The organism is Pseudomonas sp. BGI-2, assembly GCF_004310295.1.
GTDB lineage: Bacteria > Pseudomonadota > Gammaproteobacteria > Pseudomonadales > Pseudomonadaceae > Aquipseudomonas.
This window is the reverse complement of record NZ_SISB01000004.1, coordinates 76,039-101,819: the sequence shown is the minus strand read 5'-3', so window position 1 is coordinate 101,819 and position 25,781 is coordinate 76,039. Positions and strand designations below refer to the sequence as shown.

The 25,781-nt window shown below is 59.6% G+C and carries 22 protein-coding genes and 2 tRNA genes; 17 read left to right on the top strand and 7 right to left on the bottom strand.

The window, feature by feature from the left end:
- From EYC95_RS04160 to pdeM, 4 genes are all read left to right on the top strand, one after another.
- A complete protein-coding gene (locus EYC95_RS04160; RefSeq protein WP_131059229.1) occupies positions 1 to 1,119 on the top strand; it encodes a succinylglutamate desuccinylase/aspartoacylase family protein in 1,119 nt (372 codons plus the stop codon).
- A gap of 13 nt (positions 1,120 to 1,132) precedes the next feature.
- On the top strand, positions 1,133 to 1,897 hold the full coding sequence (locus EYC95_RS04155) for an ABC transporter ATP-binding protein (protein WP_131059228.1): 765 nt from the start codon (positions 1,133 to 1,135) through the stop codon (positions 1,895 to 1,897).
- Positions 1,898 to 2,026: 129 nt separating this feature from the next.
- Positions 2,027 to 4,513, top strand: coding sequence for a ligase-associated DNA damage response DEXH box helicase (locus EYC95_RS04150; RefSeq protein ID WP_131059227.1), 2,487 nt, complete (start codon positions 2,027 to 2,029; stop codon positions 4,511 to 4,513).
- Positions 4,513 to 5,169 (top strand): ligase-associated DNA damage response endonuclease PdeM, encoded by a 657-nt coding sequence (gene pdeM, locus EYC95_RS04145; RefSeq protein WP_131059226.1) that lies wholly within the window; start codon positions 4,513 to 4,515, stop codon positions 5,167 to 5,169. The genes EYC95_RS04150 and pdeM overlap by 1 nt, the downstream gene beginning before the upstream one ends.
- A 134-nt stretch (positions 5,170 to 5,303) precedes the next feature.
- Here pdeM and EYC95_RS04140 read toward each other — a convergent pair whose 3' ends face one another.
- Positions 5,304 to 5,513 carry a hypothetical protein gene (locus tag EYC95_RS04140; protein ID WP_131059225.1) on the bottom strand — a complete coding sequence of 70 codons (210 nt, stop codon included), beginning with the start codon at positions 5,511 to 5,513 and terminating at the stop codon, positions 5,304 to 5,306.
- Positions 5,514 to 5,619: 106 nt separating this feature from the next.
- On the bottom strand, positions 5,620 to 6,186 hold the full coding sequence (dcd, locus tag EYC95_RS04135; RefSeq protein ID WP_007947207.1) for a dCTP deaminase: 567 nt from the start codon (positions 6,184 to 6,186) through the stop codon (positions 5,620 to 5,622).
- A 354-nt stretch (positions 6,187 to 6,540) separates the two neighbouring features.
- Here dcd and EYC95_RS04130 point away from each other — a divergent pair, with 354 nt between their 5' ends.
- Positions 6,541 to 6,750, top strand: a complete 210-nt coding sequence (locus EYC95_RS04130; protein WP_002554837.1) for a cold-shock protein — start codon at positions 6,541 to 6,543, stop codon at positions 6,748 to 6,750.
- Between the two features lie 108 nt (positions 6,751 to 6,858).
- Here EYC95_RS04130 and EYC95_RS04125 read toward each other — a convergent pair whose 3' ends face one another.
- Positions 6,859 to 7,866: a DUF481 domain-containing protein gene (locus tag EYC95_RS04125; protein WP_131059224.1), complete on the bottom strand. Its 1,008-nt coding sequence runs from the start codon at positions 7,864 to 7,866 to the stop codon at positions 6,859 to 6,861.
- Positions 7,867 to 8,002: 136 nt separating this feature from the next.
- Here EYC95_RS04125 and EYC95_RS04120 point away from each other — a divergent pair, with 136 nt between their 5' ends.
- The 4 genes from EYC95_RS04120 to EYC95_RS04105 all read left to right on the top strand — a co-directional run bounded on the left by EYC95_RS04120 (position 8,003) and on the right by EYC95_RS04105 (position 12,804).
- Positions 8,003 to 8,383, top strand: a complete 381-nt coding sequence (locus EYC95_RS04120; protein ID WP_371928402.1) for an MGMT family protein — start codon at positions 8,003 to 8,005, stop codon at positions 8,381 to 8,383.
- A 44-nt stretch (positions 8,384 to 8,427) separates the two neighbouring features.
- Positions 8,428 to 9,987 carry an AmpG family muropeptide MFS transporter gene (locus EYC95_RS04115; RefSeq protein WP_131059222.1) on the top strand — a complete coding sequence of 520 codons (1,560 nt, stop codon included), beginning with the start codon at positions 8,428 to 8,430 and terminating at the stop codon, positions 9,985 to 9,987.
- Positions 9,988 to 10,117: 130 nt separating this feature from the next.
- On the top strand, positions 10,118 to 11,833 hold the full coding sequence (locus tag EYC95_RS04110; RefSeq protein ID WP_131059221.1) for a proline--tRNA ligase: 1,716 nt from the start codon (positions 10,118 to 10,120) through the stop codon (positions 11,831 to 11,833).
- A 17-nt stretch (positions 11,834 to 11,850) separates the two neighbouring features.
- Entirely contained in the window at positions 11,851 to 12,804 is a 954-nt protein-coding gene (locus tag EYC95_RS04105; protein ID WP_131059220.1) for a hypothetical protein, read from the top strand.
- Between the two features lie 122 nt (positions 12,805 to 12,926).
- On the opposite strand, the gene dinB is transcribed toward EYC95_RS04105, so the two are convergent.
- The gene (gene dinB / locus EYC95_RS04100; protein WP_131059341.1) at positions 12,927 to 13,988 is read right to left on the bottom strand and encodes a DNA polymerase IV; all 1,062 of its coding nucleotides are present in this window, start codon (positions 13,986 to 13,988) and stop codon (positions 12,927 to 12,929) included.
- 301 nt (positions 13,989 to 14,289) lie between these two features.
- Between dinB and EYC95_RS04095 the strand changes: the two genes are divergently transcribed.
- The 4 genes from EYC95_RS04095 (at position 14,290) to EYC95_RS04080 (ending at position 18,868) form a co-directional block, all read left to right on the top strand.
- A tRNA-Met gene (locus tag EYC95_RS04095) sits at positions 14,290 to 14,366 on the top strand.
- Between the two features lie 207 nt (positions 14,367 to 14,573).
- Positions 14,574 to 14,650, top strand: a tRNA-Met gene (locus EYC95_RS04090).
- 280 nt (positions 14,651 to 14,930) lie between these two features.
- Positions 14,931 to 17,573 carry a bifunctional lysylphosphatidylglycerol flippase/synthetase MprF gene (mprF, locus tag EYC95_RS04085; protein WP_131059219.1) on the top strand — a complete coding sequence of 881 codons (2,643 nt, stop codon included), beginning with the start codon at positions 14,931 to 14,933 and terminating at the stop codon, positions 17,571 to 17,573.
- The gene (locus EYC95_RS04080; RefSeq protein ID WP_131059218.1) at positions 17,573 to 18,868 is read left to right on the top strand and encodes a virulence factor family protein; all 1,296 of its coding nucleotides are present in this window, start codon (positions 17,573 to 17,575) and stop codon (positions 18,866 to 18,868) included. The genes mprF and EYC95_RS04080 overlap by 1 nt, the downstream gene beginning before the upstream one ends.
- 264 nt (positions 18,869 to 19,132) lie before the next feature.
- On the opposite strand, the gene EYC95_RS04075 is transcribed toward EYC95_RS04080, so the two are convergent.
- Both EYC95_RS04075 and EYC95_RS04070 read right to left on the bottom strand, forming a co-directional pair.
- On the bottom strand, positions 19,133 to 19,420 hold the full coding sequence (locus tag EYC95_RS04075; RefSeq protein ID WP_038979200.1) for a type II toxin-antitoxin system RelE/ParE family toxin: 288 nt from the start codon (positions 19,418 to 19,420) through the stop codon (positions 19,133 to 19,135).
- A gap of 11 nt (positions 19,421 to 19,431) precedes the next feature.
- Positions 19,432 to 19,722 carry a type II toxin-antitoxin system Phd/YefM family antitoxin gene (locus EYC95_RS04070; RefSeq protein WP_131059217.1) on the bottom strand — a complete coding sequence of 97 codons (291 nt, stop codon included), beginning with the start codon at positions 19,720 to 19,722 and terminating at the stop codon, positions 19,432 to 19,434.
- Positions 19,723 to 20,240: 518 nt separating this feature from the next.
- Between EYC95_RS04070 and EYC95_RS04065 the strand changes: the two genes are divergently transcribed.
- Complete coding sequence (locus EYC95_RS04065) at positions 20,241 to 20,567, top strand: DUF3077 domain-containing protein (RefSeq protein WP_131059216.1); 327 nt, start codon at positions 20,241 to 20,243, stop codon at positions 20,565 to 20,567.
- A 188-nt stretch (positions 20,568 to 20,755) separates the two neighbouring features.
- Here EYC95_RS04065 and EYC95_RS04060 read toward each other — a convergent pair whose 3' ends face one another.
- Positions 20,756 to 22,657 (bottom strand): potassium transporter Kup, encoded by a 1,902-nt coding sequence (locus EYC95_RS04060; RefSeq protein ID WP_131059215.1) that lies wholly within the window; start codon positions 22,655 to 22,657, stop codon positions 20,756 to 20,758.
- Between the two features lie 289 nt (positions 22,658 to 22,946).
- Here EYC95_RS04060 and rimO point away from each other — a divergent pair, with 289 nt between their 5' ends.
- The 3 genes from rimO to EYC95_RS04045 all read left to right on the top strand — a co-directional run bounded on the left by rimO (position 22,947) and on the right by EYC95_RS04045 (position 25,770).
- Positions 22,947 to 24,284, top strand: coding sequence for a 30S ribosomal protein S12 methylthiotransferase RimO (gene rimO, locus EYC95_RS04055; protein WP_131059214.1), 1,338 nt, complete (start codon positions 22,947 to 22,949; stop codon positions 24,282 to 24,284).
- A 112-nt stretch (positions 24,285 to 24,396) separates the two neighbouring features.
- Positions 24,397 to 24,870: a GNAT family N-acetyltransferase gene (locus EYC95_RS04050; RefSeq protein WP_131059213.1), complete on the top strand. Its 474-nt coding sequence runs from the start codon at positions 24,397 to 24,399 to the stop codon at positions 24,868 to 24,870.
- Positions 24,871 to 25,059: 189 nt separating this feature from the next.
- Positions 25,060 to 25,770 carry an rRNA pseudouridine synthase gene (locus EYC95_RS04045; protein ID WP_131059212.1) on the top strand — a complete coding sequence of 237 codons (711 nt, stop codon included), beginning with the start codon at positions 25,060 to 25,062 and terminating at the stop codon, positions 25,768 to 25,770.
- Positions 25,771 to 25,781: the final 11 nt, after the last annotated feature.

Sequence of the window (25,781 nt, the reverse complement as noted above, 5' to 3'; positions counted from 1 at the left end):
ATGCGCCACCAAACACACGACCTGTTGGCCCCGCTGCCGGGGACTGCACGACAGATTCACAGCTTCCATTTCGGCCCATCGGCGGCCAAAGGCAAAATCTACATCCAGTCGTCCCTGCACGCCGATGAAATGCCCGGCATGCTGGTGGCCTGGCACCTCAAGCAGCGTCTGGCGGAACTTGAAGCCGCCGGCCGCCTGCGCAGCGAAATCGTGCTGGTGCCGGTGGCAAATCCCGTTGGCCTGGAACAGGTGCTGATGGATGTTCCGCTGGGTCGCTACGAGCTGGAAAGCGGGCAGAACTTCAATCGCTGGTTCGTCGATTTGAGCGAAGCGGTGGGCAACGAGATCGAAGGCCAGCTGGGCGATGACCCGCAGCGCAACCTCGAGACCATTCGCGCCACTCTGCGCAATGCGCTGGCCCGGCAAACCGCCAGCACTCAACTGCAATCCCAGCGCCTGACCCTGCAACGACTGGCCTGCGATGCGGACATGGTGCTGGACCTGCACTGCGATTTCGAAGCGGTCGCCCACCTTTACACCACACCCGAAGCCTGGCCGCAGGTCGAGCCTTTGGCGCGGTACATCGGCGCCGAAGCGAGCCTGCTGGCGACCGACTCGGGCGGTCAGTCGTTCGATGAATGCTTCACCCTGCTCTGGTGGCAGTTGAAAGAACGCTTCGGCGAACAGTTCAACATTCCGCTCGGCAGCCTCTCGGTCACCGTCGAATTGCGCGGCCAGGGCGACGTCAATCACCCGTTGGCCAGCCTCGATTGCCAGGCGCTGATCGATTACCTGATTCACTTCGGCGCCATTGTCGGCGAACCGGCTCCTTTGCCCGAGCTGCCCTACCCCGCCACACCGTTGGCCGGCGTCGAGCCGGTGTCGACACCGGTGGGCGGTCTGCTGGTGTTCACCGCGCTGCCGGGGGAATACCTCGAAGCCGGGCAACTGATCGCCGAAATCATCGACCCGATCGCTGATCGCGTCACCCCTATTCATTGCACCGCCGCCGGGTTGATGTACGCCCGCTCGCTGCGGCGCATGGCCACTGCCGGCATGGTGATCGCGCATGTCGCGGGCACCGAGGCCTACCGCAGCGGCTACCTACTTTCGCCTTGAGGATGCATGCCCCATGTACAAACTGACCATTGAAGGCCTGCATAAAAGCTATGGCGATCATCATGTGCTCAAAGGCGTTTCACTCAAGGCCAACACCGGCGATGTCATCAGCCTGATCGGCGCCAGCGGTTCGGGCAAAAGTACCTTTCTGCGCTGCATCAACTTTCTTGAACAACCCAACGACGGCGCCATGACCCTGGATGGCCAGAACATCCGCATGGTCAAGGATCGCCACGGCATGCACGTGGCCAACCCCGATGAACTGCAAAAAATCCGCACGCGCCTGGCCATGGTGTTCCAGCATTTCAACTTGTGGAGCCACATGACGGTGCTGGAAAACATCACCATGGCGCCGCGCCGGGTGCTGGGTTGCAGCAAAGAGGAAGCCGAAGACCGCGCGCGGCGTTATCTCGACAAGGTCGGGCTGGCGGCGCGCGTGGCGGATCAATACCCCGCGTTTCTTTCCGGTGGTCAGCAGCAACGCGTGGCGATTGCGCGCGCCTTGGCCATGGAACCGGAAGTCATGCTGTTCGACGAACCGACCTCGGCACTCGACCCGGAGCTGGTGGGTGAAGTGCTCCGAGTGATCCAGGGCCTGGCTGAAGAAGGCCGGACCATGATCATGGTGACTCACGAAATGAGCTTCGCCCGCAAGGTGTCGAGCCAGGTGTTGTTTCTGCATCAGGGCCTGGTCGAGGAAGAAGGCGCGCCGGAAGACGTGCTGGGCAATCCGAAGAGCGAGCGCTTGAAGCAGTTCCTGAGCGGTAACCTCAAGTAATCATCAAACCCTGTTGGAGCGAAGCTTGCTCCTACAAGGGTTGCGGTGTCGATCGGGAGTACTGCGATTAAACTTGTTCACTCGTGCCGCGGTCACTGAAAGAAGACTTTCAGAGCGCACACCGCCGGCATGGGAACCTCCCCCAACTACGCAAAACAATGGTTCAGCGCCCGCGACTGGAAGCCATTCGCCTTTCAGAAGCAGGTGTGGACGGCCGTTAAACGCGGTGAGTCCGGGTTGCTGCACGCCAGCACGGGTGCCGGTAAAACCTATGCGGTCTGGTTTGCCGCGCTCAATCGCTTCGCCACCTCGATTGCTCCTGTTGACCCCCCTCGCAAACGAAAACCGCTGGCCGAACCGCTGACGGTGCTGTGGATAACACCCATGCGCGCCTTGGCCGCCGACACCGCTCGCGCCCTGGAAGCGCCGCTGCACGACCTGCAGATCCCGTGGAGCGTAGGCCTGCGCACCGGCGACACCAGCAGCAGCGAACGTGCGCGACAGAGCCGGCGCCTGCCAACAACACTGATCACCACGCCCGAAAGTCTCACCCTGATGCTCGCCCGTGCCGATGCGCAAACAGCCCTGTCGACCTTGCGCATGGTGGTGGTCGACGAATGGCACGAACTGCTCGGCAATAAGCGCGGCGTGCAGCTGCAACTGGCCCTCGCCCGTTTGCGCCGGTGGATTCCGGATCTGATCGTGTGGGGCGTTTCCGCGACGCTGGGTAATCAACCCCATGCCGAACAGGTATTGATCCCACAGGGAGGCGGCATCAGCGTTCAAGGCCAGACGTCCAAGGAACTGCGGGTCGACACCTTGCTGCCGCCGGCCATCGAGCGATTTCCATGGGCCGGGCACATCGGGTTGAAGATGTTGCCGCAAGTCGTCGCCGAAATAGACTCCAGCCCCAGCAGCCTGGTGTTCACCAATACCCGTGCGCAATCCGAGATCTGGTATCAGGCCTTGCTGGAGGCACGCCCCGATTGGGCCGGACTGATCGCCTTGCATCACAGCTCACTGTCACGAGACACCCGCGACTGGGTCGAGCGAGCGTTGAAGGAAGGTCAGCTCAAAGCGGTAGTCTGCACCTCAAGCCTGGACCTTGGGGTGGATTTCCTGCCGGTGGAACGGGTGCTGCAAATCGGTTCGGCCAAAGGTGTGGCGCGCCTGATGCAGCGTGCCGGGCGTTCCGGCCATGCGCCGGGGCGTGTGTCACGGGTGACGCTGGTGCCGACCCACAGTCTGGAGCTAATCGAAGCGGCGGCGGCTCAAGACGCCGTGGCGCAGCGTCGTATCGAGCCCCGCGAGTCGCCGCAAAAACCGCTGGATGTGCTGGTTCAGCACTTGGTCAGCATGGCGTTGGGCGGTGGGTTTGTGCCCGATGAGTTGTATGAAGAAGTCCGTGGCGCCTGGGCTTATCGAGACCTCAGCGCGGAAGATTGGACTTGGGCTTTGGCTTTCGTACGCAACGGAGGGCTTTCCCTGACAGCCTATCCGGATTATCGCCGAGTCGAGCCAGACGAGCATGACGTCTGGTGCGTACCGGATGCGCGACTGGCCCGGCGACATCGCATGAGCATCGGCACCATTGTCAGCGATGCGAGCATTCAGCTGAAATTCTGGAGCAAGGGTGGCGGCGGCAAGCAACTGGGCAGTGTCGAGGAAGGGTTTATTGCGCGACTCAAACCGGGCGACGGTTTTCTGTTCGCGGGGCGCTTGCTGGAGTTGGTCCGGGTGGAAAACATGACCGCTTACGTCAAACGCAGCGCCGCGAAAAAAGCCGCGGTGCCGCGCTGGAATGGCGGGCGGATGCCGCTTTCCAATGAACTGGCACAGGCGGTGGTCGTGCGCTTCAGTGCGGCGGAACAAGGCGAGTTCATCGGCCCGGAAATGCGGGCGCTGCGTCCGTTGCTGGAGGTGCAAAAACGCTGGTCCGGGCTGCCAACCTCCAGTACGTTGCTGGCCGAAGCGCTGAAATCCCGCGAGGGCTGGCACCTGTTCCTTTACCCCTTTGCCGGGCGCCAAGTGCATCTGGGACTGGCGAGTTTGCTGGCGTGGCGGGTAAGCCAGCAGCAGGCGCTGACGTTTTCCATCGCGGTCAACGATTACGGGCTGGAATTGCTCAGCGCCACTTCCGTGGACTGGTCGCAGGTGTTGAACCCCGGACTGTTGAGCCCCGAGCATTTGTTGAAAGACGTGCTCGCCAGTTTGAATGCCGGGGAACTCGCGCTGCGCCGCTTTCGGGAAATCGCACGAATTGCCGGCCTGGTGTTTGCCGGCTACCCCGGCGCACCGAAAAGCACACGCCAGGTTCAAGCTTCCAGCGGGCTGTTCTTCGAAGTGTTCAAACAGTACGACGCCGGGAACCTGTTGCTGGCTCAGGCCGGGGAGGAAGTCCTACGGGAAGAACTGGATATTCATCGTCTGGAACAGACGTTGGCGCGCATCAATCAGCTGAAATTGGACCTGCATCACATCAAACGCCCTACACCGTTGGGGTTTCCACTGTTGGTGGAGCGCATGCGGGAAAGCATGAGTTCGGAAAAACTCGCGGACCGTATCCGACGCATGGTAACCGACCTTGAGAAAACCGCCGAAACCGGGAAAACCTGATGAGTACGTCCTATCCCGTGCGACTGGCCGGCGAAGAACTGTGGCTGCTGCCGGAAAAAGCCATTTACTGGCCGGCGCAACAAGCCCTGCTGATCGCCGATGTGCATTTTGGCAAAGCGGCAGCGTATCGAAGCCTTGGTCAGCCGGTGCCCCATGGCACCACCGCCAGCAATATCGCCGTGCTGGAGGGGTTATTGGCCGCCCTGCCCTGTCGCCAGCTGATTTTCCTCGGGGATTTCCTGCACGGGCCGGGCTCCCATGCTACCGGCACGTTAAGCGCACTGGCTGAGTGGCGAGCGCGCCACCCTGATCTGCCGATGACGCTGATTCGTGGCAACCACGACAAACGCGCCGGGGACCCGCCAGCCTCGTTAAACATTCGCGTAGTGCCTGAGCCGTTGTTGCTCGGACCGTTCGCCTTGCAACATGAGCCCGCTGCGCATCCGCAGCGGCATGTGCTCGCCGGGCACGTGCATCCGGTCTATCGGCTGAATGGCAGGGGTCGGCAGAGTCTGCGACTGGCGTGTTTCAGACTGGGAGAGGACATCAGCCTGCTACCGGCGTTTGGCGCGTTTACCGGCGGTTATCAGGTCGATCGGGACGCCAGCTGCAGGATTTTTGTCATCGGTGACAACGAAATATGGCCAGTCAGCTGAATTCTGCCCCTTACCCTGTAGGAGCGAAGCTTGCTCGCGAAGGCGGTGTGTCAGTCAACACATTCTTATCTGACACACCGCCTTCGCGAGCAAGCTTCGCTCCTACAAGAAGCCATTCAATTTCGGATTGGCAATCAGGCTACAGGCGCGGGAGGCGGCTCATCCGGCAGGGTAGGCTCACCGGGCTCTGTAGGTTGTTCGTTGGGGGTATCGGGATCAGGCTGGCCGGGGATGCCCCCTGCCATGCTGACGGCTGGATGTGCCAACAAGGACCAGGCCAAAACGCCAACCTGATTGGGCTCAAGCCTTGCCAGTTCGGCACTTATTCGCGGATCGATCTTCATAAAGCACTCCTGAGCGATGGCCCGGTCCGCTGTGCGCGAACCGGGCAGTACACCCAATAGAGTGTCTACCCGCTCAAGAATTCCCGCCACCTGCCAGATGAATCGATCAGGTGCGCGGAAGGGTGACGCCTAGCTGGCCCTGGTACTTGCCGCCACGGTCCTTGTAGGAGACTTCGCACTCTTCGTCGGATTCGAAGAACAGCATCTGCGCCACGCCTTCGTTGGCGTAGATCTTCGCCGGCAAGGTGGTGGTGTTGGAGAATTCCAACGTCACGTGGCCTTCCCACTCGGGCTCAAGCGGCGTCACGTTGACGATAATGCCGCAACGCGCGTAGGTGCTTTTACCCAGGCAGATCGTCAGCACGTTGCGCGGAATGCGGAAAAACTCCACGGTGCGCGCCAGGGCGAAGGAGTTTGGCGGGATGATACAGACGTCGCTTTTGACGTCGACAAAGCTCTTCTCATCGAAGTTTTTCGGATCGACGGTCGCCGAATTGATGTTGGTGAACACTTTGAATTCGTCGGCACAGCGTACGTCGTAGCCATAGCTCGAAACACCGTAGGAAATCACGCGCTCGGCGCCTTCACCGCGCACCTGGCGCTCTACGAAGGGCTCGATCATGCCGTGCTCTTGCGCCATGCGGCGAATCCACTTGTCCGATTTGATGCTCATGGCGGGTGTCCTGAATAGCGAGGTGGAAAAATTCTGTCCGGCATCTTACCGGGCGCGCGCTCCGGGTTCAAAGTCCGGGGCACAATTCTCGCCGATCCCCCGTGATAACTGGGCCTTCGTCGTAATCCGATGCACCGTCAGTCATGAAAACAGAGAAACCTTCGCCGGAAGGATTGGCACGTTCCGGAAAAAGGGTTAAGGTGGCGCCACTGTGCTGCTTGTGTCACTGAGAATCTCTACACGATATGTTGAATTTCGATCCAACCATCTACAAGAATTTTTCCTGCTCTTTGCACTCAGTCTCGGCCAGGGTTCTTCCTGCGTCGCAGTTATCTTTGTTCAAGGAGTTACACCATGTCTAATCGCCAAACTGGTACCGTTAAGTGGTTCAACGATGAAAAAGGCTTCGGCTTCATCACTCCACAATCCGGTGACGACCTGTTCGTTCACTTCAAAGCTATCCAATCCGACGGCTTCAAAAGCCTGAAAGAAGGCCAACAGGTTTCTTTCATCGCTACCCGCGGTCAGAAAGGCATGCAAGCTGAAGAAGTTCAAGTTATCTAACTTGTACTTGCTTTAGTAAAAAGCCCCGCCCTCAAAAGCGGGGCTTTTTTGTGCCTGTGTGATTTGCAGGAAAAAAAATCGCAGCCAGTGGCTGCGATTTTTTGCGTCTTACCAGGCTACACCGAATCCTGCGGTGTAGCGGGTCTTGTCCAGATCGGCATCGTCGGTGCCGCTGATGATGTCTCGCTCGGCCTTCAGGTTAAGCGAAGCCCACTCGGTCACCTTGTAGCGCAAGCCCATTTCGGCATCGAGCGCGTAATCCGCCACACCCGACAGCGGCTTGCCCACTTCGCCGTTCGTGAAGAACTCCACCTTCTTGCCGATCAGGTAGCGGTTGTAATCCCACTTCATCGCCAGGGAATAGAAGTTTTCCTTGCTGCCGTCGGAGAACTCATAGTCCGTGCGGTTGACCAGCGAGCCCAGGGAGAATGCGCCAAGCTCGTTATCCCAGAACTGGTAACCCGGACCGGTACCGACCGTGCGCTGACGGGAGAGGTCTTCAACCTTGTCGCGTTTATAGACCGCACGACCCTGCCAGAACCATTTCTCGGTCAGGAAGCGGTCGAGCGAGTATTCACCCCGCCAGTTGTCAGTGGTGACCACGTCATCCTGGAATTCGCGGTTGTACTCACCTTCCGCGATATGCCGCCATTTGCCATGGCGCGCAGTAGTCTTGAAGTCGATGTCGTAGTCATCGGTATCTTTTTCCGCCCGCTGGTAATCCAGCGCCGCGTCGATATTCCCTTTCCACACCAGGTCTTCGACCACCGGCTTGGGTTTGAGAATCTGCTGGATACTGGCCAGCTCGACCGTCTTCGGCGCCTCGCTGTTTTCCAGCGTCACCTTGCCGTCGTCTGCCGCATGCAGCGACTTGGCCTTCTCGCCGGTGTAGGCATCCTGCTTGACCAGCAACTCCTGATCACTTTCCAGGGTCTTGACCTGTTTCCAGTCGATCGGGACCGCACCGGCGTACTCGGTCTGGATCAGCAATTTACCGCCATCGAACAGCGTGATCTTGCCGCTCAATTTGTCACCGTTCTTCAACCAGACGGTATCAGCGAGCAACGGCGTGGAGGCGCTGAGGACAGCGAGGCACAGCAGGGATCTGGACACCATAAGCAAATACAGGCTCAAGTTTGCGAAAAAAAGTCGGCATTATCCCTGAGAATAAGACCCTAGCAAGGACTGACCCGACTATTTCTATTGAGTTCATTTCTCAATTGCTAATCCAGGACTTACTCTACCGACGGTAATGCGAACTTCCTCAGGAACCACGGACGTGACCGACTCACCCGCTGAAACCGAAAGTGCGGCGCAAATCCGACGCACGGCGCTCTACCTGACCCTCGCGCAGGTGCCCGAGGGCAAAGTGGTGAGTTATGGTCAACTCGCCGAGCTGGCCGGACTCGGCCGCGCCGCGCGCTGGGTGGGCCGCACATTGAGCCAACTGCCCGGCGACACTAAATTGCCATGGCACCGCGTACTCGGCGCCGGCGGTCGGATCAGTCTGCCTGTGGGTAGTCCTTCAGGTGATGAGCAGCGCGCGCGATTGCGCTCTGAAGGCGTCAGTATCCTGAACAATCGTGTTGATATTCAGCGCCATGGCTGGCGCCCGGTAGAGCACAGCGGTTAGAGTGCGCGCTTTGTTTCCGTAATTCTTGAGGCAGACTCCAGCCCATGCCCCGTAAAACCTGGCGCGCCGCGCTCGCCGCCTATGCCAGCCCCTCGACGCTTGTGTTGTTGTTGCTTGGTTTCGCCGCCGGCCTGCCCTACATGCTGGTGTTTTCGACGCTTTCCGTCTGGCTGCGTGAGGCCGGTGTGGCCCGCGAAACCATCGGCTATGCAAGCCTGATCGGTTTGGCCTATGCCTTTAAATGGGTCTGGTCCCCGCTGCTCGACCAATGGCGCCTGCCATTTCTCGGCAAGCTCGGTCGACGACGCTCCTGGCTGGTGCTGTCCCAGGTGCTAGTGATCCTCGGCCTGATCGGGATGGGCTTCTGCGATCCGCAAAAGCATTTGTCTTGGCTGATCGCTATCGCGGTGGTCGTCGCCTTCGCCTCGGCGACGCAAGACATCGCAGTTGACGCCTATCGCCTCGAAATCGCCGACGACACTCGCCAGGCCGCGCTCGCTGCCAGCTATATGTCCGGCTATCGGATCGCCGCCCTGCTGGCGACGGCCGGCGCGCTGTTCTTCGCTGAAGGCTTCGGCTCCACCGGTTTCAACTACAAGCATTCGGCCTGGGCCGGCACCTACATACTGTTTGGCGCCCTGATGGTCCCGGCGCTGCTGACCACACTGTTCATGCGCGAACCGCCCGTACCCCTGCGCACTCAACTTCAGGCCGGGCGCTACAGCTTTATGCATCAACTGATGTCGGTGTTCGTGCTGATCGTGCTGCTGGTGTCCGTGCCGGCCATGTTCACCCAGCTCTACAACACCGATTTCGCCAGCGTGCTGTTCGAAGGCGTGAGCCCGCTCGACCTGCTGCTCGAAGACCGCGCCTTCCTGCGGGCCATCCTCTACACCACGCTCACGTTTATGTGCCTTTCGGCCATCGGCCGCCGTGGTCTGGCGCCGGTGCTGACACCGATCAACGACTTCATTCTGCGTTACCGCTGGCAGGCGTTCCTGTTGCTCGGGCTGATTGCCACCTACCGCATGTCCGATACGGTTATGGGCGTGATGGCCAACGTGTTCTACATCGACCAGGGCTTCACCAAGGATCAGATCGCCAGCGTCAGCAAAATCTTCGGCCTGATCATGACCCTGGTCGGTGCCGGCATGGGCGGCCTGCTGATCGTGCGTTTCGGCATCCTGCCGATTCTACTGATCGGCGGCATTGCGTCGGCCGGCACCAACCTGCTGTTCCTGATGCTCGCCGACATGGGCGCCAACCTGAACATGCTGATCCTGACCATTTCCCTGGACAACTTCAGCTCGGGCCTCGCGACGTCGGCATTCGTCGCGTACCTGTCGAGCCTGACCAACCTCAAGTTCTCGGCCACCCAGTACGCCCTGCTCAGCTCGATCATGCTCCTGCTGCCACGCCTGATCGGCGGCTATTCAGGGGTCATGGTGGAGAAATTCGGTTACCACAACTTCTTCCTGATCACGGCGCTGTTGGGTGTACCAACCCTGCTGCTGATCGCCCTGCACTGGTTTCAGGAGAGCCGCCGTGCAGGCCCGACGCCGACACCCGAACCGGTGCCGACCCAGGTCGCGGAAGAATCGTAGGACATTTCGCAGAGGGCGCAGCGATTCCCGCCCTCCTGCCACACCGCCGACCGCACGCCTGTACGCCAGCGGATCTCGCCCGTACAATGCTCCGTCATTTCTCGTCATCAGCAACCGACAACGGCCAACCATGCGCACCAGTCAATTTTTGCTCGCCACACAGAAAGAAACGCCTTCCGACGCGGTCGTCATCAGCCATCAGCTGATGCTGCGCGCCGGCATGATCCGCAAACTCGCCTCGGGCCTCTACACCTGGCTGCCGATGGGCTTGCGAGTGATGCGCAAGGTCGAAGCCGTCGTTCGTGAAGAAATGAACGCCGCGGGCTCTCTCGAAGTGTTGATGCCGAGCACCCAACCGGCTGAGCTGTGGCAGGAATCCGGCCGCTGGGAAGAGTACGGCCCTGAATTGCTGCGCTTCAAGGATCGTCACGGTCGCGACTTCTGCGCCGGCCCGACTCACGAAGAAGTGATCACCGACCTGATGCGCAACGAGTTGAGCAGCTACAAACAGCTGCCGATCAACCTGTACCAGATCCAGACCAAGTTCCGTGACGAAATCCGCCCACGCTTCGGTTTGATGCGCGGTCGCGAGTTCATCATGAAGGACGCCTACTCCTTCCACGCGGATCAGCCTTCGCTGCAGGTCACCTACGACCGCATGCACCAGGCGTATTGCAACGTGTTCACCCGTCTGGGCCTGAAATTCCGCCCCGTAGAAGCCGACAACGGCTCCATCGGCGGTGCCGGCTCCCACGAGTTCCACGTACTGGCCGAATCCGGTGAAGACGATATCGTCTTCAGCAACGGTTCCGACTACGCCGCAAACATCGAGAAAGCCGAAGCTGTACCGCGTGAAACCTCTCGCGCCGCACCGGCTGAAGAATTGCGTCTGGTCGACACACCGAACGCCAAGACCATTGCGCAACTGGTCGAAGGCTTCAACCTGCCGATCGAAAAGACCATCAAGACCCTCGTGGTTCACGCGGAAGAACAAGGCAAGCTGATTGCCCTGATCATCCGTGGCGACCACGAGCTGAACGAAATCAAAGCCTCCAACCAGCCTGGCGTTGCCAGCCCGCTGGTCATGGCTTCCGACAGCGAACTGCGCGATGCCATTGGCGCCGGTGCCGGTTCCCTCGGCCCGCTGAACCTGCCACTGCCAATCATCATCGACCGTTCCGTCGAGCTGATGAGCGACTTCGGCATCGGTGCGAACATCGACGACAAGCACTACTTCGGCGTGAACTGGGAGCGCGATCTGCCGGTTCCGACCGTTGCCGACCTGCGCAACGTTGTTGCCGGCGACCCAAGCCCGGATGGCAAGGGCACCCTGGAAATCAAGCGCGGCATCGAAGTCGGACACATCTTCCAGCTGGGCAACAAGTACAGCAAGGCGATGAAGTGCGAAGTGCTGGGCGAGAACGGCAAGCCGGTTACCCTGGAAATGGGTTGCTATGGCATCGGCGTTTCCCGCGTGGTGGCTGCGGCCATCGAACAGGGCAACGACGACAAGGGAATCATCTGGAGCGACACGCTGGCTCCATTCCAGATCGCTCTCGTACCGCTGCGCTATGAAACCGAACAGGTTCGCGAAGCCACCGACAAGCTGTATGCAGAACTGACTGCAGCCGGCTTCGAAGTATTGCTGGACGATCGCGACAAGAAAACCAGCCCGGGCATCAAGTTTGCGGACATGGAGCTGATCGGCATTCCTCACCGGATCGTGGTCAGTGACCGCGGCCTCGCCGAAGGCAATCTGGAATACAAGAGCCGTACCGAACCTGAAGCGCAAGCGCTGCCGGTTGCTGACGTGCTGTCTTTCCTCCAGGCCCGTATCCGCCGCTGACACCAGATAGAGAAGTCATGTTCAAGCGAAACACCTTAGGCCTCGGTGGTGCCGCCCTGTGCGGCACCCTGCTGGTCAGCGGCTGTGCCAATCACATGTCGCAACGCAGCGAGCACGAGGAGCGCGTCGAGCGCAAATTGCTCGATCACAGCCTGCAGATCGATGTCGGTGAGCCCAAGGTGCTTGAGCTGCCGCAACGGCGGGTGAAAATCCACGAGCAGAAGACGTTCGAAGTCACCGAATTCGAAGTCACGCGTCACTACGATCGCTACACGCCTTACCAACCCTGGCGCGAGGTCTACGAGATTCCGCTGGGTGCGGTGGCGGTGGTGGGCGGTGTCGGGGCCAACGTGGTCAACGTGTTCGCCCTCGGCAACCTGCCGGACAGCGTCACCAAGGATTGGCTGAGCTACGGCTTTGCCGGGCTCAACCCGTTCATGAACGCTCAGTCCAACGGTCGTGCGCAGCAGAACCTGGCCGGCATCGACGAAATCCAGCTCGACAAACGCACCGAATACTCGAGCCTGCCCTGGAGCGAGCGTCCGGTTGTAGTGAAGGCCGGCAAGGAAACGTTCGAGCTGAGCACCGACAAAAACGGTGTTTTACGCATTAACCTGCTGGACAGCCCGTTCGCTGAACATGACATCAATCATTTGAGCCGACTGCTGATCAGTGTCGAAGACGGTCAGGACGATGTGCACACCGATTCGTCCCTGGCGGTCAGCAGTGGCTTGCGCGGCAAACTGCTCGAAGCGCATGCCCTGATTTATGACGACCTCGAAGACGACGAAGTGAGCCAGTGGGTACACCGGGTCAAGCGCTTGTCGGAACTGGGTCTGGAAGAAGAAGCCAGTGAGCTGGAACAAAGCCTGATCGAACTGACCCGCAATGATCCAGAGTTGCAGACCGAATTCCTCAAGTCATTGACCAAGGATGCCGGGCGACTGGTGGCGGATCCGGGGCCGAACTAAAAGCAAAAGCTTCGCGGGCAAGCCTCGCTCCTACAGTATTGGGCTGAACGCGGTACCGCGCATGACACAAATCCGTAGGAGCGAGGCTTTCCCGCGAAGAGGCCCTTGGATTCACCAAAAATCTACCGCTCAAACAACTCCATCTGCTCAAACCCACCGCGCAAATCCTCCAGCCTGACCCCAATCCCCAACAACCGCACCGGTTTCCCGCCGCGATTGAACGCCTGGGTCAGCAACAACTGATAACTCCCCAAATCCCGCCCTGCCCCGGCCTGTTCCAGTGTCGTCTGGGTAAAGTCATGGAATTTCACTTTGACGAACGGCTTGCCGGGCCGGTAGCTGCTGTCGATCCGCGCCATGCGGCCCGCCAGTGTTTCCAGCAGCTCGGGTAATTTATCCAGGCAGCTCACCAGATCGGGCAGGTCCACGTCGTAGGTGTTTTCAACACTGATCGACTGCCGACGGCTGTCGTTGTGCACCAAACGCTCATCAATCCCACGGGCCAGGCTCCAAAGTCGCTCGCCAAAACTGCCGAACTCACGCACCAGCGCCAACTTGTCCCACTCGCGCAGATGCGAGCAATCGACAATGCCGAGTTTGCTCAGTTTGTCCGCGGTGACTTTTCCCACGCCATGCAGCTTGCTCACGGGCAAACCGCTGACAAAGTCTTCTACTTGATCCGGCGTAATGACAAACAAGCCGTTGGGCTTCTTCCAGTCACTGGCGATCTTGGCCAGAAACTTGTTCGGCGCTACGCCGGCCGAAACCGTGATGTGCAACTGATTGGAGACTCGGCGGCGAATGTCTTGGGCGATGCGCGTGGCGCTGCCACCGAAATGCGCACAGTCGGACACGTCGAGGTAAGCCTCGTCGAGGGAAAGTGGCTCGATCAGGTCGGTGTAATCGCGAAAGATCGTGTGAATTTCCTTCGACGCTTCTCTATAGGCGTCCATGCGCGGCTTGACGATGGTCAAGTCCGGGCACAGTTTCAGGGCATGCCCGGAAGACATCGCCGAGCGCACGCCATAGGCCCGCGCCTCATAGTTGCAGGTGGCGATCACTCCGCGCCGATCCGCCGAACCACCCACTGCCAGGGGTTTACCTGCCAGGCGCGGGTCGTCACGCATCTCGATGGCAGCGTAGAAGCAGTCACAATCGACGTGGATGATTTTTCGCTGGGTCATATAGAAGCGGTGTTCATGGTGAAGAAATGGAGTCATGGGGTGCCGGATCGGCAGTATCTCACTGACACCTGTATATAGCACCAGTAGTCTGAATCTTCTTCCTCGCTCGTAGGAAAAGTCATGGATGAATTTATTTTCTCAATCGAAAGCCCACCTTCAATAGAGCTGAAAGCCTTGCCACGCCTGACTCGTAGCCCATTACACCGCCGTACTTTCAAGCTAAGCGATTGAACCAGAACAGGTTTTATCCGGATTGAAGGTTGACAGCCCGGCGATCCTCTGTAGAATGCCGACACACAGACGCGGGATGGAGCAGTCTGGTAGCTCGTCGGGCTCATAACCCGAAGGTCGTCGGTTCAAATCCGGCTCCCGCAACCAAACATCAAAAAAGGCTACTCGAAAGAGTGGCCTTTTTTGTGCGCGTCTGTTTTGTGCTCATCTATACTTACCAGAGGGAGAAATCGTTCTGATTCCGAAGCTTAAGTCTGCCCTGCGACCGCTCGCCGCTTATTTACACTTATTTGACCCGGTTCCAGATTAACAGTTGACACACAGGCGTATCTCTATAGAATGCCGCCACACAGACGCGGGATGGAGCAGTCTGGTAGCTCGTCGGGCTCATAACCCGAAGGTCGTCGGTTCAAATCCGGCTCCCGCAACCAAACATCAAAAAAGGCTACTCGAAAGAGTGGCCTTTTTTGTATCTGTTGAAAAAGTCCTTTCGCAACAATGACCTGTCACTGTGTAGAGACGCGTTCGGGATCTCCAAGGCTGTGAGTTCAGACTATGTTGAATCGCAGACAGAGAACCCTCTACGAGCAATGACATGCCATCGCCGATAACCGGTGAGAGGCGTTAAATTTTGTGATTATTTTTTTCTACAGGGATTGGTAACTTGGCTGGATACCCCCATCCTGTCGCGCACAATCCAAGAGGTGATTGATGCGCGCCAACTCGTCTGATCCACAAGACACCGTCACAGCGACACAACCGATCAAGGCCGAGCGTCTACGCTTGCTGGATCTGGTCAGCAAGTACCGTCAGCCCATCGGCCTGGCGGTCACTCTGCTGTTGTTCGCTATCGCGCTGATTGCCTGTCGTCATCTGCTGAGCGAACTCGATCTGTACGCTTTGCATGACTCGATCCTGGAAGTACCGAAACCGGCATTGCTGGGCGCATTGGGTGCGACAGTGGTCGGTTTCATCATTCTGCTGGGGTACGAATGGTCGGCCAGCCGCTACGCGGGCGTGACACTGGCGCCGCGCATCCTGGCACTGGGCGGCTTCACTGCGTTTGCCATCGGCAACGCCATCGGTCTTTCGATGCTCTCGGGGGGCTCGGTCCGCTACCGTTTATATGCACGTCATGGTCTGGGGGCTTCGGAAGTCGCTCACATGACGCTGTTTGCCAGCCTCTCGCTCGGCTGCGCCTTGCCACCGCTGGCCGCCCTGGCAACCCTCAGCAACCTGCCAGCCGCCTCGGCGGCCCTGGGACTGTCCGAAGGTTTGCTGGGTGGCGTTGCCGCAGCCGTATTGCTGCTCTTCAGCGTATTGGCCATCGGCATCTACCGCCGTCGCCTTCCGGATCAGCCTTCCAAGGACAACTTGCTGGTCAAGGTCGGACGCCGCACTTTGCGCCTCCCCGGCCGCCGCCTGACCTTCCTGCAACTGATCATTACCGCCCTGGACGTGGCCGCCGCCGCGACCGTGCTTTATTTGTTGCTGCCGGAAGCGCCGCCCTTCGGTGCATTCCTGCTGGTGTACCTGCTGGCCCTGGCCGCTGGCGTGCTCAGCCATGTGCCCGGCGGTGTCGGCGTATTTGAAGCCATCCTGTTGGCCGCCTTCGCCGCCACACTTGGCGCTGCCCCACTGGCCGCCGCGCTGCTGCTCTATCGCCTGATCTATGTCGTGCTGCCACTGTTGGTGGCGTGTGTGTTCCTGCTGATCAACGAAGGCCAGCGTCTGTTTCAGTCGCGCCAGTCCCTGCGGGCCGCTTCCGGTCTGGCGGCGCCGATTCTGGCGGTGCTGGTGTTCCTGTCCGGCGTGGTGCTGCTGTTCTCCGGCGTGACTCCGGAAATCGACACCCGCCTGGAACACATCGGCTTTCTGATCCCCCATCGCCTGGTCGACGCTTCGCACTTCGGTGCCAGCCTGATTGGCGTGCTGTGCCTGCTGCTGGCTCAAGGTCTGCGTCGTCGGCTGTCCGCCGCGTGGATGCTGACCACCATTCTATTGCTGGTCGGCGCCCTGCTGTCTCTGCTCAAGGGCTTTGACTGGGAAGAAGCCTGCCTGATGACCCTGACGGCGAGTCTGTTGGGGGTTTTCCGGCGCTCGTTCTATCGCCCGAGCCGCCTCACAGAATTGCCGTTCTCGCCGCTGTATCTGGTGTCCAGCCTGTGCGTGCTCGGTGCCTCGATCTGGTTGCTATTGTTTGCCTATCAAGACGTCCCGTACAGCCATCAACTCTGGTGGCAGTTCACCCTCGACGCCGATGCCCCGCGTGGCTTGCGCTCGCTGCTCGGTGCCGCAGTGCTGCTGGTCGTGGTGTCCCTGACCTGGCTGCTGCGCACCGCGCGTCCGGTGATTCACTTGCCGACACCTGACGAGCTGGATCGCGCGGTGAAGATTCTCATGGCCTCTGCCCAACCGGACGGTGGCCTGGCCCTGACCGGTGACAAGGCGCTGCTGTTTCACCCCAACGATGAGGCGTTCCTGATGTACGCCCGCCGTGGCCGCAGCCTGGTGGCCTTGTACGACCCGATCGGCCCGACCCAGCAACGGGCGGAAATGATCTGGCAGTTCCGCGACCTCTGCGACATCCACCACGCTCGCCCCGTGTTCTATCAAGTGCGCGCCGAGAACCTGCCGTACTACATGGACATCGGCCTGACCGCGATCAAGCTCGGCGAAGAAGCCCGGGTCGATCTGCAGCGTTTTGATCTCGAAGCCAAGGGCAAAGAGATGAAAGACCTGCGCTACACCTGGAACCGCGGCACCCGCGATGGCCTGTCGCTGGAAATCTTTGAGCCGGGCCATGCGCCGATGGATGAGCTCAAGGTGATTTCAGATGCCTGGCTGACCGGCAAGAACGTGCGTGAGAAAGGCTTCTCGCTCGGCCGCTTCAGCGACGACTACCTCAAGCATTTTCGCGTGGCGGTAATTCGTTTCGAAGGCCGCCCGGTGGCGTTCGCCAACCTGCTCGAGACTTACGGCCATGACCTGGCCAGCCTCGACCTGATGCGCGCGCACCCGGACGCCCCCAAGCTGACCATGGAGTTCATGATGGTCGGCCTGATCCAACATTATAAAAATCATGGATACGCGCGCTTCAGCCTGGGCATGGTGCCGCTGTCGGGGTTGCAACCCCGGCGTGGCGCACCGCTGACCCAGCGTCTGGGCTCGATGGTGTTCCGCCGTGGTGAGCAGCTCTACAACTTCCAAGGCTTGCGCCGCTTCAAAGACAAATTCCAGCCTGACTGGGAACCCCGTTATATGGCCGTGCCCGCCGGACTCGATCCGCTGGTTGCCTTGGCCGATACTGCTGCCCTGATTGCGGGCGGCTTGACTGGATTGGTGAAACGCTGATGATTCAACGCTCCTTGCGGTACGTACTGGGCACGCTGGTCGTGCTGGCCCTGATTGTCGGTGGCGGTTACTGGTACCTGAAACGCCCGGCACCCGAACCGACCCTCCAACAGCTGATACCGGCCGATGGCGCGGCGATGACGCGCGTCATCCCCGGCAACACGCCGCGCGCCCAGGTGCTGGTGGCGGTCAATGAAGACCAGAAACTCAGCGACAAACAATTGATGACCCTGAGCCGCACCGGCTCGGCGCAGATTGTTCAGGTGATCCTGCCTAAAGACTGCCTGCTGCAAAGTCGCGCCCTGCAATCGGGCCTGAGGGAACTCAACGGCCCGGCGACCCTGGTCAGCGGCATCGGCCCCGGCGCCGTGCTGGCGTGGCGCTGGTTGTCCGAGCAGAAGGACGACAAGGCTCAGGCCGTCTCCGTCGATCTGGCCCTGGAAAAGCCCGGGTGCACCCATCTGCTGCCGAAACGCGCCGCTCACGGTCACTGGCTGGTGGCCTGGAACGACAACCCGGACGACACCAGCGCCGGCTTCGTGCGCGATCAACCCAACGCCGAAACCAGCATCAGCGACTACGACATCAACCTGCCGCAAGTGCTAAACAACGAACTGCGCAAGCTCCTCGTCGGTGGCGATAAAGCCGCTGGTGGCCTGCAGATTCCGGTGGTCGAAGTCCCGGCCGGCCAGGCCAAAGACACCGTGACCCTGTTCCTGTCCGGTGACGGCGGCTGGCGCGACCTGGACCGCGACGTCGCGGGCGAGATGGCCAAGATCGGCTACCCGGTGGTCGGCATCGACACCCTGCGCTACTACTGGCAGCACAAGAGCCCGGAGCAAAGCGCCCTGGACCTGGCCGAGCTGATGCAACACTACCGGCAGAAATGGGGCACCAAGCGCTTCATCCTGACCGGTTACTCGTTCGGCGCCGACGTCCTGCCGGCGATCTACAACCGCATGGAACCGGCAGAACAGCAACGCGTCGACGCAATCATCCTGCTCGCCTTCGCCCGCACCGGCAGCTTCGAAATCGAAGTCGAAGGCTGGCTCGGCAACGCCGGCAAAGAAGCCGCCACCGGCCCGGAAATGGCCAAGCTGCCGCCGGAGAAAGTGGTGTGCATCTACGGCGAAGAAGAAGTCGACGAAAGCGGCTGCACCGACAAGAGCGCCGTGGGCGAAGCAATGAAACTGCCTGGCGGCCACCACTTCGACGAGAACTACCCGGCGCTGGCAAAGCGGTTGGTGGACATCATCGAGAAGCGCCAGGCCAAGGGTGAGACGGCTCAGGAGTGATCTGAGGCCTGCCCACGAAAAAGCCCCCGCTGCCTTTTGGTTGCGGGGGCTTTTTTCATTTCTACAGACACCACAAATCTCTTGGGTAGATCAGATCCCTTGTAGGAGTGAGCCTGCTCGCGATAGCGGTCTGCCAGATACACCGATGGTGAATGTCAGCCCGCTATCGCGAGCAGGCTCACTCCCACAGGGATGGTCAGTGGATTCAAAATCACCGGGCACAAAAAAGCCCCCACTACCTTCACGGCAACGGAGGCTTCCTACTTATAGGCGACGCTCTGCGGCGTCATAAACCTCTTCGTCACGTCGGGCCCCGACTGCGACGATCAATACCTGAATGGCCTTGCCGTCGACTCGATATACAATCCGCGTGTCGCCTGTCCGGATCCGTCTGCAGCCTGCAAGACTGGCTCTTAGGGGCTTGCCGCTCTTGTCCGGCTCACCATTGATAATCCGCTCTTCGATAACATCAAGAATGCGGTTCGCCGCCACAGCTCCCAGCAGATCCAGATCCTTCTGGACCTCCGGATGATAGATAACGCCCCAAACCATCCACAGCTCCTTTAGTCTTTCTTGGCGTACCGCGCCCGCATATCGTCGTGGCTGACAGCCTTGGCCTGATCAAAACCGATCAGTCGCTCTCGAGCCGCAGCTTCAACCCGAAGGTCCTCAAGCTCGTCGAGCATTTCCTGATACGCCTCGACATTGATAATGACCGCTGCGGGTTGGTTGTCTTTGAAAATGACCAGTCGTTCGGTGGCTCGGCTGGAAATCTCCTTTAGCCTCGCACTAAACCCCCTGACCATCGCAGTCACCGAAATCGCTTGGTCAGCACGCTCCAGTAATGCCGTCATACTCACCTCTCTACACATCATGCAAATTTGAACACACAGTTCTACGCAGATTATTGCGTCGAATTAGACATACAGCAAGCTGCAAAAAGCGCGTATTTATCATCCAACGTTTTTCATCCTGAGAAAACGTGAGCCGAAACGTGTAAACACTCTCGCCGTGTTTAGTTTCGTTTACTTAAGGTGTCGCAATATCGGATGACGCCCGCAGACCTTGTAGGCAAACTCCGAATCTCGTGTTTGGGCACTTTGCCGCCTTGTTGCGTTTTTCTTCGACGGGATACTCTCCGGACGTCGCTGACCATTCAGTGATCGGGCTTGGAAACCCGACGAGCGTATAGCAACAACGTGCCCAACATGACCGCAGGCCTTTACGGCTGCAATCCTGTGTCATGGCGGTTGTGCGTGGGACGTCTTCGGACGTGCCGGTTTCCTAGGCTCCCGGTTTTCCAACCTGCGCACAGCTGCCACCCATTCGCTTGGAAACGAACGTGGCAGCTCCTCAAGCTTAGGGAATAGAAATGTCCAAAATAGATACGACCGCAATTTCAGAACTAAAAACCATAGGCTTCACCCCACTCATCTACTGCCCGGATCAGGCGTTGTTCAACGTCCGAGCCGGTGTCCCCATCGTTCAAGCATTGTCACAAGCCTCCGACCTGCTGTTCCTCGCCAAATCATTTTCCGAGGATGCCGCCTACGCAAAAGACACCGACCGCCACGCCTGGGCTGCTCACTATCTGACGGCGATGGGTAAGGCGGTAATTGATGATGTGGTGAAGGTGCTGACGCCACGACCTGCCCGGACCAAAACTGAATCTGAAGAAGATCTGCCCGAAAGCCAGTAACACCGCAAAACCCCTGTGGGAGCGGGCTTGCTCGCGAAAGCGGCCTGTCAGTCGCCATCAATGTTGAATGTCAGACCGCTTTCGCGAGCAAGCCCGCTCCCACATTGGATCTTCACTGTTATCAAGTAATGCGGCCGGACACAAAAAAGCCCCCGCTGCCGCAAGGCAACGGGGGCTTTTTGATGGGGCTACATCTCTACCTGTGTACCCAACTCAATCACCCGGTTCAGCGGCAGATTGAAGAAGCGCAAATTGCCGTTGGCATTCTTCAACATGAAGGCGAAGAGCGCCTCGCGCCAGCGGGCCATGCCTTCGAGTTTGGAGGCGATCACCGTCTCGCGGCTGAGGAAGTAGGTGGTGCGCATCGGGCTGAAGTCGAGGTCATCGAGATGACACAGCTTCAGCGCTTGCGGCACATCCGGTTCGTCGATGAAACCAAAGTGCAGGATCACCCGGAAGAACCCTTCGCCGTGGGATTCAACCTCGAAGCGCCGTGTCGGCGGTACCCGCGGGATGTCTTCGTAGACCACGGTCAGCAGCACCACTTGCTCGTGCAGCACCTGGTTATGCAGCAGATTGTGCAACAACGCGTGAGGCACGGCGTCCGGGCGAGCGGTGAGGAACACAGCGGTGCCCTGGACGCGATGCGGTGGTTGTACGGCGATACTGCTGATGAAAATCGGCAGCGGCAGCCCACCCTCGTCCATGCGTTCCACTAGCAGCTGTTTGCCGCGCTTCCAGGTGGTCATCAGCACAAACAGCGCGATACCGGCGATCACCGGGAACGCTCCGCCCTGAATGATTTTCGGCACGTTGGCCGCGAAGTACAGACCGTCCACCAACAGGAAACCGAGCAACAGCGGCACCGCGAGGATCGGAGGCCATTTCCACAGCAGCAATATCACCGCCGAGACCAGAATGCTGGTCATCAGCATGGTCCCGGTCACGGCCACCCCGTAAGCCGAGGCCAGGGCGCCGGAGGATTCGAAGCCGATCACCAGCAGAATCACACCGACCATCAGCGCCCAGTTCACCGCGCCGATGTAGATCTGGCCTTGTTCGGCACTGGAGGTGTGCTGAATGTGCATGCGCGGAATGTAACCGAGCTGGATCGCCTGACGGGTCAGGGAGAACGCACCGGAAATCACCGCTTGCGAGGCAATCACCGTGGCCAGGGTCGACAAACCGACCAACGGGATCAACGCCCAGCTCGGCGCCAACAGATAGAACGGGTTACGAGCGGCTTCCGGATCACCGAGCAGCAAGGCGCCCTGACCGAAGTAGTTCAGCACCAGCGCCGGCAGCACGAGGATGAACCAGGCGCGGGCAATCGGCTTGCGACCGAAGTGGCCCATGTCGGCGTACAACGCTTCGGCGCCGGTCAGTGCCAGCACCACCGCGCCGAGGATGGCTACGCCCATGCCCGGGTGTACGATGAAGAAGCGCACGCCCCAGATCGGGTTCATCGCTTGCAACACTTCCGGTTGCTGCAGGATGCCGTGGACACCGAGCGCACCTAGCACCACAAACCAGGTGACCATGATCGGGCCGAACAGAATGCCGATCCGCGCAGTGCCGTGGCGCTGAATCAGGAACAGCGCCACCAGCACAACCAACGACAGCGGCACCACCCAATGGTCTATACCCTCGAAAGCCAGTCCAAGGCCTTCAATCGCCGAGAGCACAGAGATAGCCGGCGTGATCATGCTATCGCCGTAAAATAGCGCCGCACCGATCAGCCCGCAGACCACTAGAAAAATGCGCAGCTTCGGATGCCCGGCCGCAGCCCGCCGAGCCAGGGCGGTCAAGGCCATGATCCCGCCTTCGCCCTGGTTGTCGGCACGCAGCACGAACAGCACATATTTGATTGAGACAACCCATATCAGCGACCAGAAAATCAGCGCCAGAATCCCGAACACGCCGTCATGGTCGACCGGTACACCATAGTGACCGGAAAACACTTCTTTGAGGGTGTACAGCGGGCTCGTGCCGATATCGCCATAAACCACCCCGACCGCCGCGACCAGCATGCCGATCGGCTTCGCCGCCGAATGCTCGGCTCCCGCCGCCTGACTACTTGCCTGACCCATCCACCACTCCTACTACCCAGACCGGACTTCTTTGAAAGAAGCACTATGCTTTTAAACGCAGCATGCGCTGTTTTACATGACGTTACAGACGTTTTGTTGACTGTAAAGAATCGGTAAAGCCTAACGGGACGAAGCATAGCGCAGCACTCGTCGTATTTCCCTGCATAAAGCTGGTCAACTGCGCCTCTCATCGCTAGAATTGCGCACTTTTTGACCAGAGGCGCAACATAGCGCCCGTCAGTCGCCTTGCCGTCTTCGGCTGGAGGCGTCTCAAATACCGAGGTTAGACATGTCCACCACTCCTGCGCCGGCCAATCCAAAGGTTGGCTTCGTATCCCTGGGTTGCCCCAAAGCACTGGTCGATTCCGAGCGCATCCTTACCCAGCTGCGCATGGAAGGTTATGACGTTGTGTCCACCTATCAGGACGCCGACGTCGTGGTGGTCAACACCTGCGGTTTCATCGATTCGGCCAAGGCTGAATCTTTGGAAGTGATTGGCGAAGCCATCAAGGAAAACGGCAAGGTCATCGTGACCGGCTGCATGGGCGTCGAAGAAGGCAACATTCGCAAGATTCACCCGAGCGTGCTGGCCGTGACCGGTCCGCAGCAGTACGAGCAGGTGGTCAATGCCGTGCACGACGCCGTGCCGCCGCGTCAGGATCACAACCCGCTGATCGACCTGGTGCCACCGCAAGGCATCAAGCTGACCCCGCGCCACTACGCGTACCTGAAGATTTCCGAAGGCTGCAACCACAGCTGCAGCTTCTGCATCATCCCGTCGATGCGCGGCAAACTGGTCAGCCGTCCGGTCGGTGATGTGCTCGACGAAGCCCAGCGCCTGGTCAAGGCCGGCGTCAAAGAGCTGTTGGTGATCTCGCAAGACACCAGCGCCTACGGCGTCGACGTGAAATACCGCACCGGTTTCTGGAACGGCGCGCCGGTGAAAACCCGCATGACCGAACTCTGCGAAGCCCTGAGCACCCTCGGCGTCTGGGTGCGTCTGCACTATGTTTATCCGTACCCACACGTCGACGAGCTGATCCCGCTGATGGCCGCCGGGAAAATCCTGCCGTACCTGGACATCCCGTTCCAGCACGCCAGCCCGAAAGTCCTGAAGTCCATGAAACGCCCGGCCTTCGAAGACAAGACCCTGGCGCGGATCAAGAACTGGCGCGAAATCTGCCCGGATCTGATCATCCGTTCGACCTTCATCGTCGGCTTCCCCGGCGAAACCGAAGAAGACTTCCAGTACCTGCTGAACTGGCTGACCGAAGCCCAGCTCGACCGCGTCGGCTGCTTCCAGTACTCGCCGGTGGATGGCGCTCCGGCCAACGATATGGACCTGGAAGTCGTTCCGGACGACGTCAAACAGGACCGTTGGGACCGCTTCATGGCGCATCAACAAGCCATCAGCTCGGCCCGTCTGCAAATGCGCGTCGGCCGTGAAATCGAAGTGCTGGTCGATGAAGTCGACGAACAAGGCGCGGTTGGCCGCTGTTTCTTCGATGCCCCGGAAATCGACGGCAATGTGTTCATCGACAACGGCAGCAACCTGAAGCCGGGCGACAAGGTCTGGTGCAAAGTGACCGACGCCGACGAATACGACCTGTGGGCTGAACAGATCTAAACGCAAAAAATACGAAAAGCCCTGCTCTCTTGACGAGATGCGGGGCTTTTTTACGACTATCGTTTTGTGAGGAAAGGATTCTCGACACTCACAGGAAAAGGGGCATTCGGCCATGCGCCAACATTCGGTTATCCACACGCCGAAACAGAGCGACTACGTAGAACTCACTCAAGTCTGGGAAGCCTCGGTGCGCGCCACCCATGACTTTCTGCCGGACAGCTACATTGAATTGCTGAAGAACCTGGTGCTGACCCGCTACCTCGACGCGGTGATGCTGATCTGCACCAGGGACTCGCGCCAGCGCATCACCGGGTTTGCCGGGGTGGCGGCGGGCAAGATCGAAATGCTCTTCATTGACCCGGCCCACCGCGGCCAGGGCCTGGGCAAACAGTTGCTGCGTTATGCCATGGAGCATTTGAACGCCGACGAGCTGGACGTCAACGAGCAGAACCCGCAAGCGTTGGGTTTTTACTTCAAGCAGGGGTTCGAGGTGATTGGCCGTTCGGAAGTCGATGGCATGGGCCAGCCTTATCCGCTGTTGCACATGCGCTTGCGCCAGGCGCTTCAACTGACGCGCAATGGCTGACTCAACATAGAACAAGTGTGGGAGCGGGCTTGCTCGCGAATGCGTGTGTCATTCAACAGATAATTGGCTGACCCACCGCTTTCGCGAGCAAGCCCGCTCCCACATTAAAAGCACATGCGGCAAATGGAGCCGGGATTAACCGGCGCCACGCAGGTACAATGCCCACCCCTTTTTTGTTACGGCCCTGTCATGACTGACCCGATTCGTCTCTCCAAACGCCTCATCGAACTCGTCGGCTGTTCCCGTCGGGAGGCTGAGCTGTTCATCGAGGGCGGCTGGGTCACCGTGGACGGCGAAGTCATCGACGAGCCGCAGTTCAAGGTCGACACGCAAAAAGTCGAGCTTGATCCAGAAGCCAAGGCCACTGCACCGGAGCCGGTGACCCTCCTGCTCAACGTGCCCGTGGGCATGGACGCGGAAACGGCGATGGCGACCATCAACGCCGAGACCCTGAGCGAAGAACACCGCTTCAGCAAACGTCCGCTCAAGGGCCACTTCCTGCGCCTGACCGCCAGCACCGACTTGCAGGCCAATGCCAGCGGCCTGCTGGTGTTCACCCAGGACTGGAAGATCCTGCGCAAGCTCACCGCCGATTCCGCCAAGATCGAACAAGAATATGTCGTCGAGGTAGAAGGCGACATGGTGGCTCACGGCCTCAACCGCCTGAACCACGGCCTGACCTACAAAGGTAAGGAACTGCCGCCGGTCAAGGCCAGCTGGCAGAACGAAAACCGCCTGCGTTTTGCGATGAAGAACCCGCAACCGGGCGTGATCGCCCTGTTTTGCCAGGCCGTTGGTCTGAAGGTCGTCGCCATCCGCCGCATCCGCATCGGCGGCGTGTCCATCGGCAAAGTGCCGTTGGGGCAATGGCGTTACCTGTCCGGCAAAGAGAAGTTCTAAGACTTTTCACG

Coding starts and splice junctions, on each gene's coding strand:
- mprF (WP_131059219.1), top strand. CDS start 14,931: ATGCGCGCCAACTCGTCTGATCCACAAGACACCGTCACAGCGACACAA.
- EYC95_RS04075 (WP_038979200.1), bottom strand. CDS start 19,420: ATGGTTTGGGGCGTTATCTATCATCCGGAGGTCCAGAAGGATCTGGAT.
- EYC95_RS04110 (WP_131059221.1), top strand. CDS start 10,118: ATGCGCACCAGTCAATTTTTGCTCGCCACACAGAAAGAAACGCCTTCC.
- EYC95_RS04140 (WP_131059225.1), bottom strand. CDS start 5,513: ATGAAGATCGATCCGCGAATAAGTGCCGAACTGGCAAGGCTTGAGCCC.
- EYC95_RS04130 (WP_002554837.1), top strand. CDS start 6,541: ATGTCTAATCGCCAAACTGGTACCGTTAAGTGGTTCAACGATGAAAAA.
- EYC95_RS04060 (WP_131059215.1), bottom strand. CDS start 22,657: ATGGGTCAGGCAAGTAGTCAGGCGGCGGGAGCCGAGCATTCGGCGGCG.
- pdeM (WP_131059226.1), top strand. CDS start 4,513: ATGAGTACGTCCTATCCCGTGCGACTGGCCGGCGAAGAACTGTGGCTG.
- dinB (WP_131059341.1), bottom strand. CDS start 13,988: ATGACCCAGCGAAAAATCATCCACGTCGATTGTGACTGCTTCTACGCT.
- EYC95_RS04120 (WP_371928402.1), top strand. CDS start 8,003: ATGCGAACTTCCTCAGGAACCACGGACGTGACCGACTCACCCGCTGAA.
- EYC95_RS04125 (WP_131059224.1), bottom strand. CDS start 7,866: ATGGTGTCCAGATCCCTGCTGTGCCTCGCTGTCCTCAGCGCCTCCACG.
- rimO (WP_131059214.1), top strand. CDS start 22,947: ATGTCCACCACTCCTGCGCCGGCCAATCCAAAGGTTGGCTTCGTATCC.
- EYC95_RS04045 (WP_131059212.1), top strand. CDS start 25,060: ATGACTGACCCGATTCGTCTCTCCAAACGCCTCATCGAACTCGTCGGC.
- EYC95_RS04050 (WP_131059213.1), top strand. CDS start 24,397: ATGCGCCAACATTCGGTTATCCACACGCCGAAACAGAGCGACTACGTA.
- dcd (WP_007947207.1), bottom strand. CDS start 6,186: ATGAGCATCAAATCGGACAAGTGGATTCGCCGCATGGCGCAAGAGCAC.
- EYC95_RS04080 (WP_131059218.1), top strand. CDS start 17,573: ATGATTCAACGCTCCTTGCGGTACGTACTGGGCACGCTGGTCGTGCTG.
- EYC95_RS04065 (WP_131059216.1), top strand. CDS start 20,241: ATGTCCAAAATAGATACGACCGCAATTTCAGAACTAAAAACCATAGGC.
- EYC95_RS04155 (WP_131059228.1), top strand. CDS start 1,133: ATGTACAAACTGACCATTGAAGGCCTGCATAAAAGCTATGGCGATCAT.
- EYC95_RS04070 (WP_131059217.1), bottom strand. CDS start 19,722: ATGACGGCATTACTGGAGCGTGCTGACCAAGCGATTTCGGTGACTGCG.
- EYC95_RS04150 (WP_131059227.1), top strand. CDS start 2,027: ATGGGAACCTCCCCCAACTACGCAAAACAATGGTTCAGCGCCCGCGAC.
- EYC95_RS04105 (WP_131059220.1), top strand. CDS start 11,851: ATGTTCAAGCGAAACACCTTAGGCCTCGGTGGTGCCGCCCTGTGCGGC.
- EYC95_RS04115 (WP_131059222.1), top strand. CDS start 8,428: ATGCCCCGTAAAACCTGGCGCGCCGCGCTCGCCGCCTATGCCAGCCCC.
- EYC95_RS04160 (WP_131059229.1), top strand. CDS start 1: ATGCGCCACCAAACACACGACCTGTTGGCCCCGCTGCCGGGGACTGCA.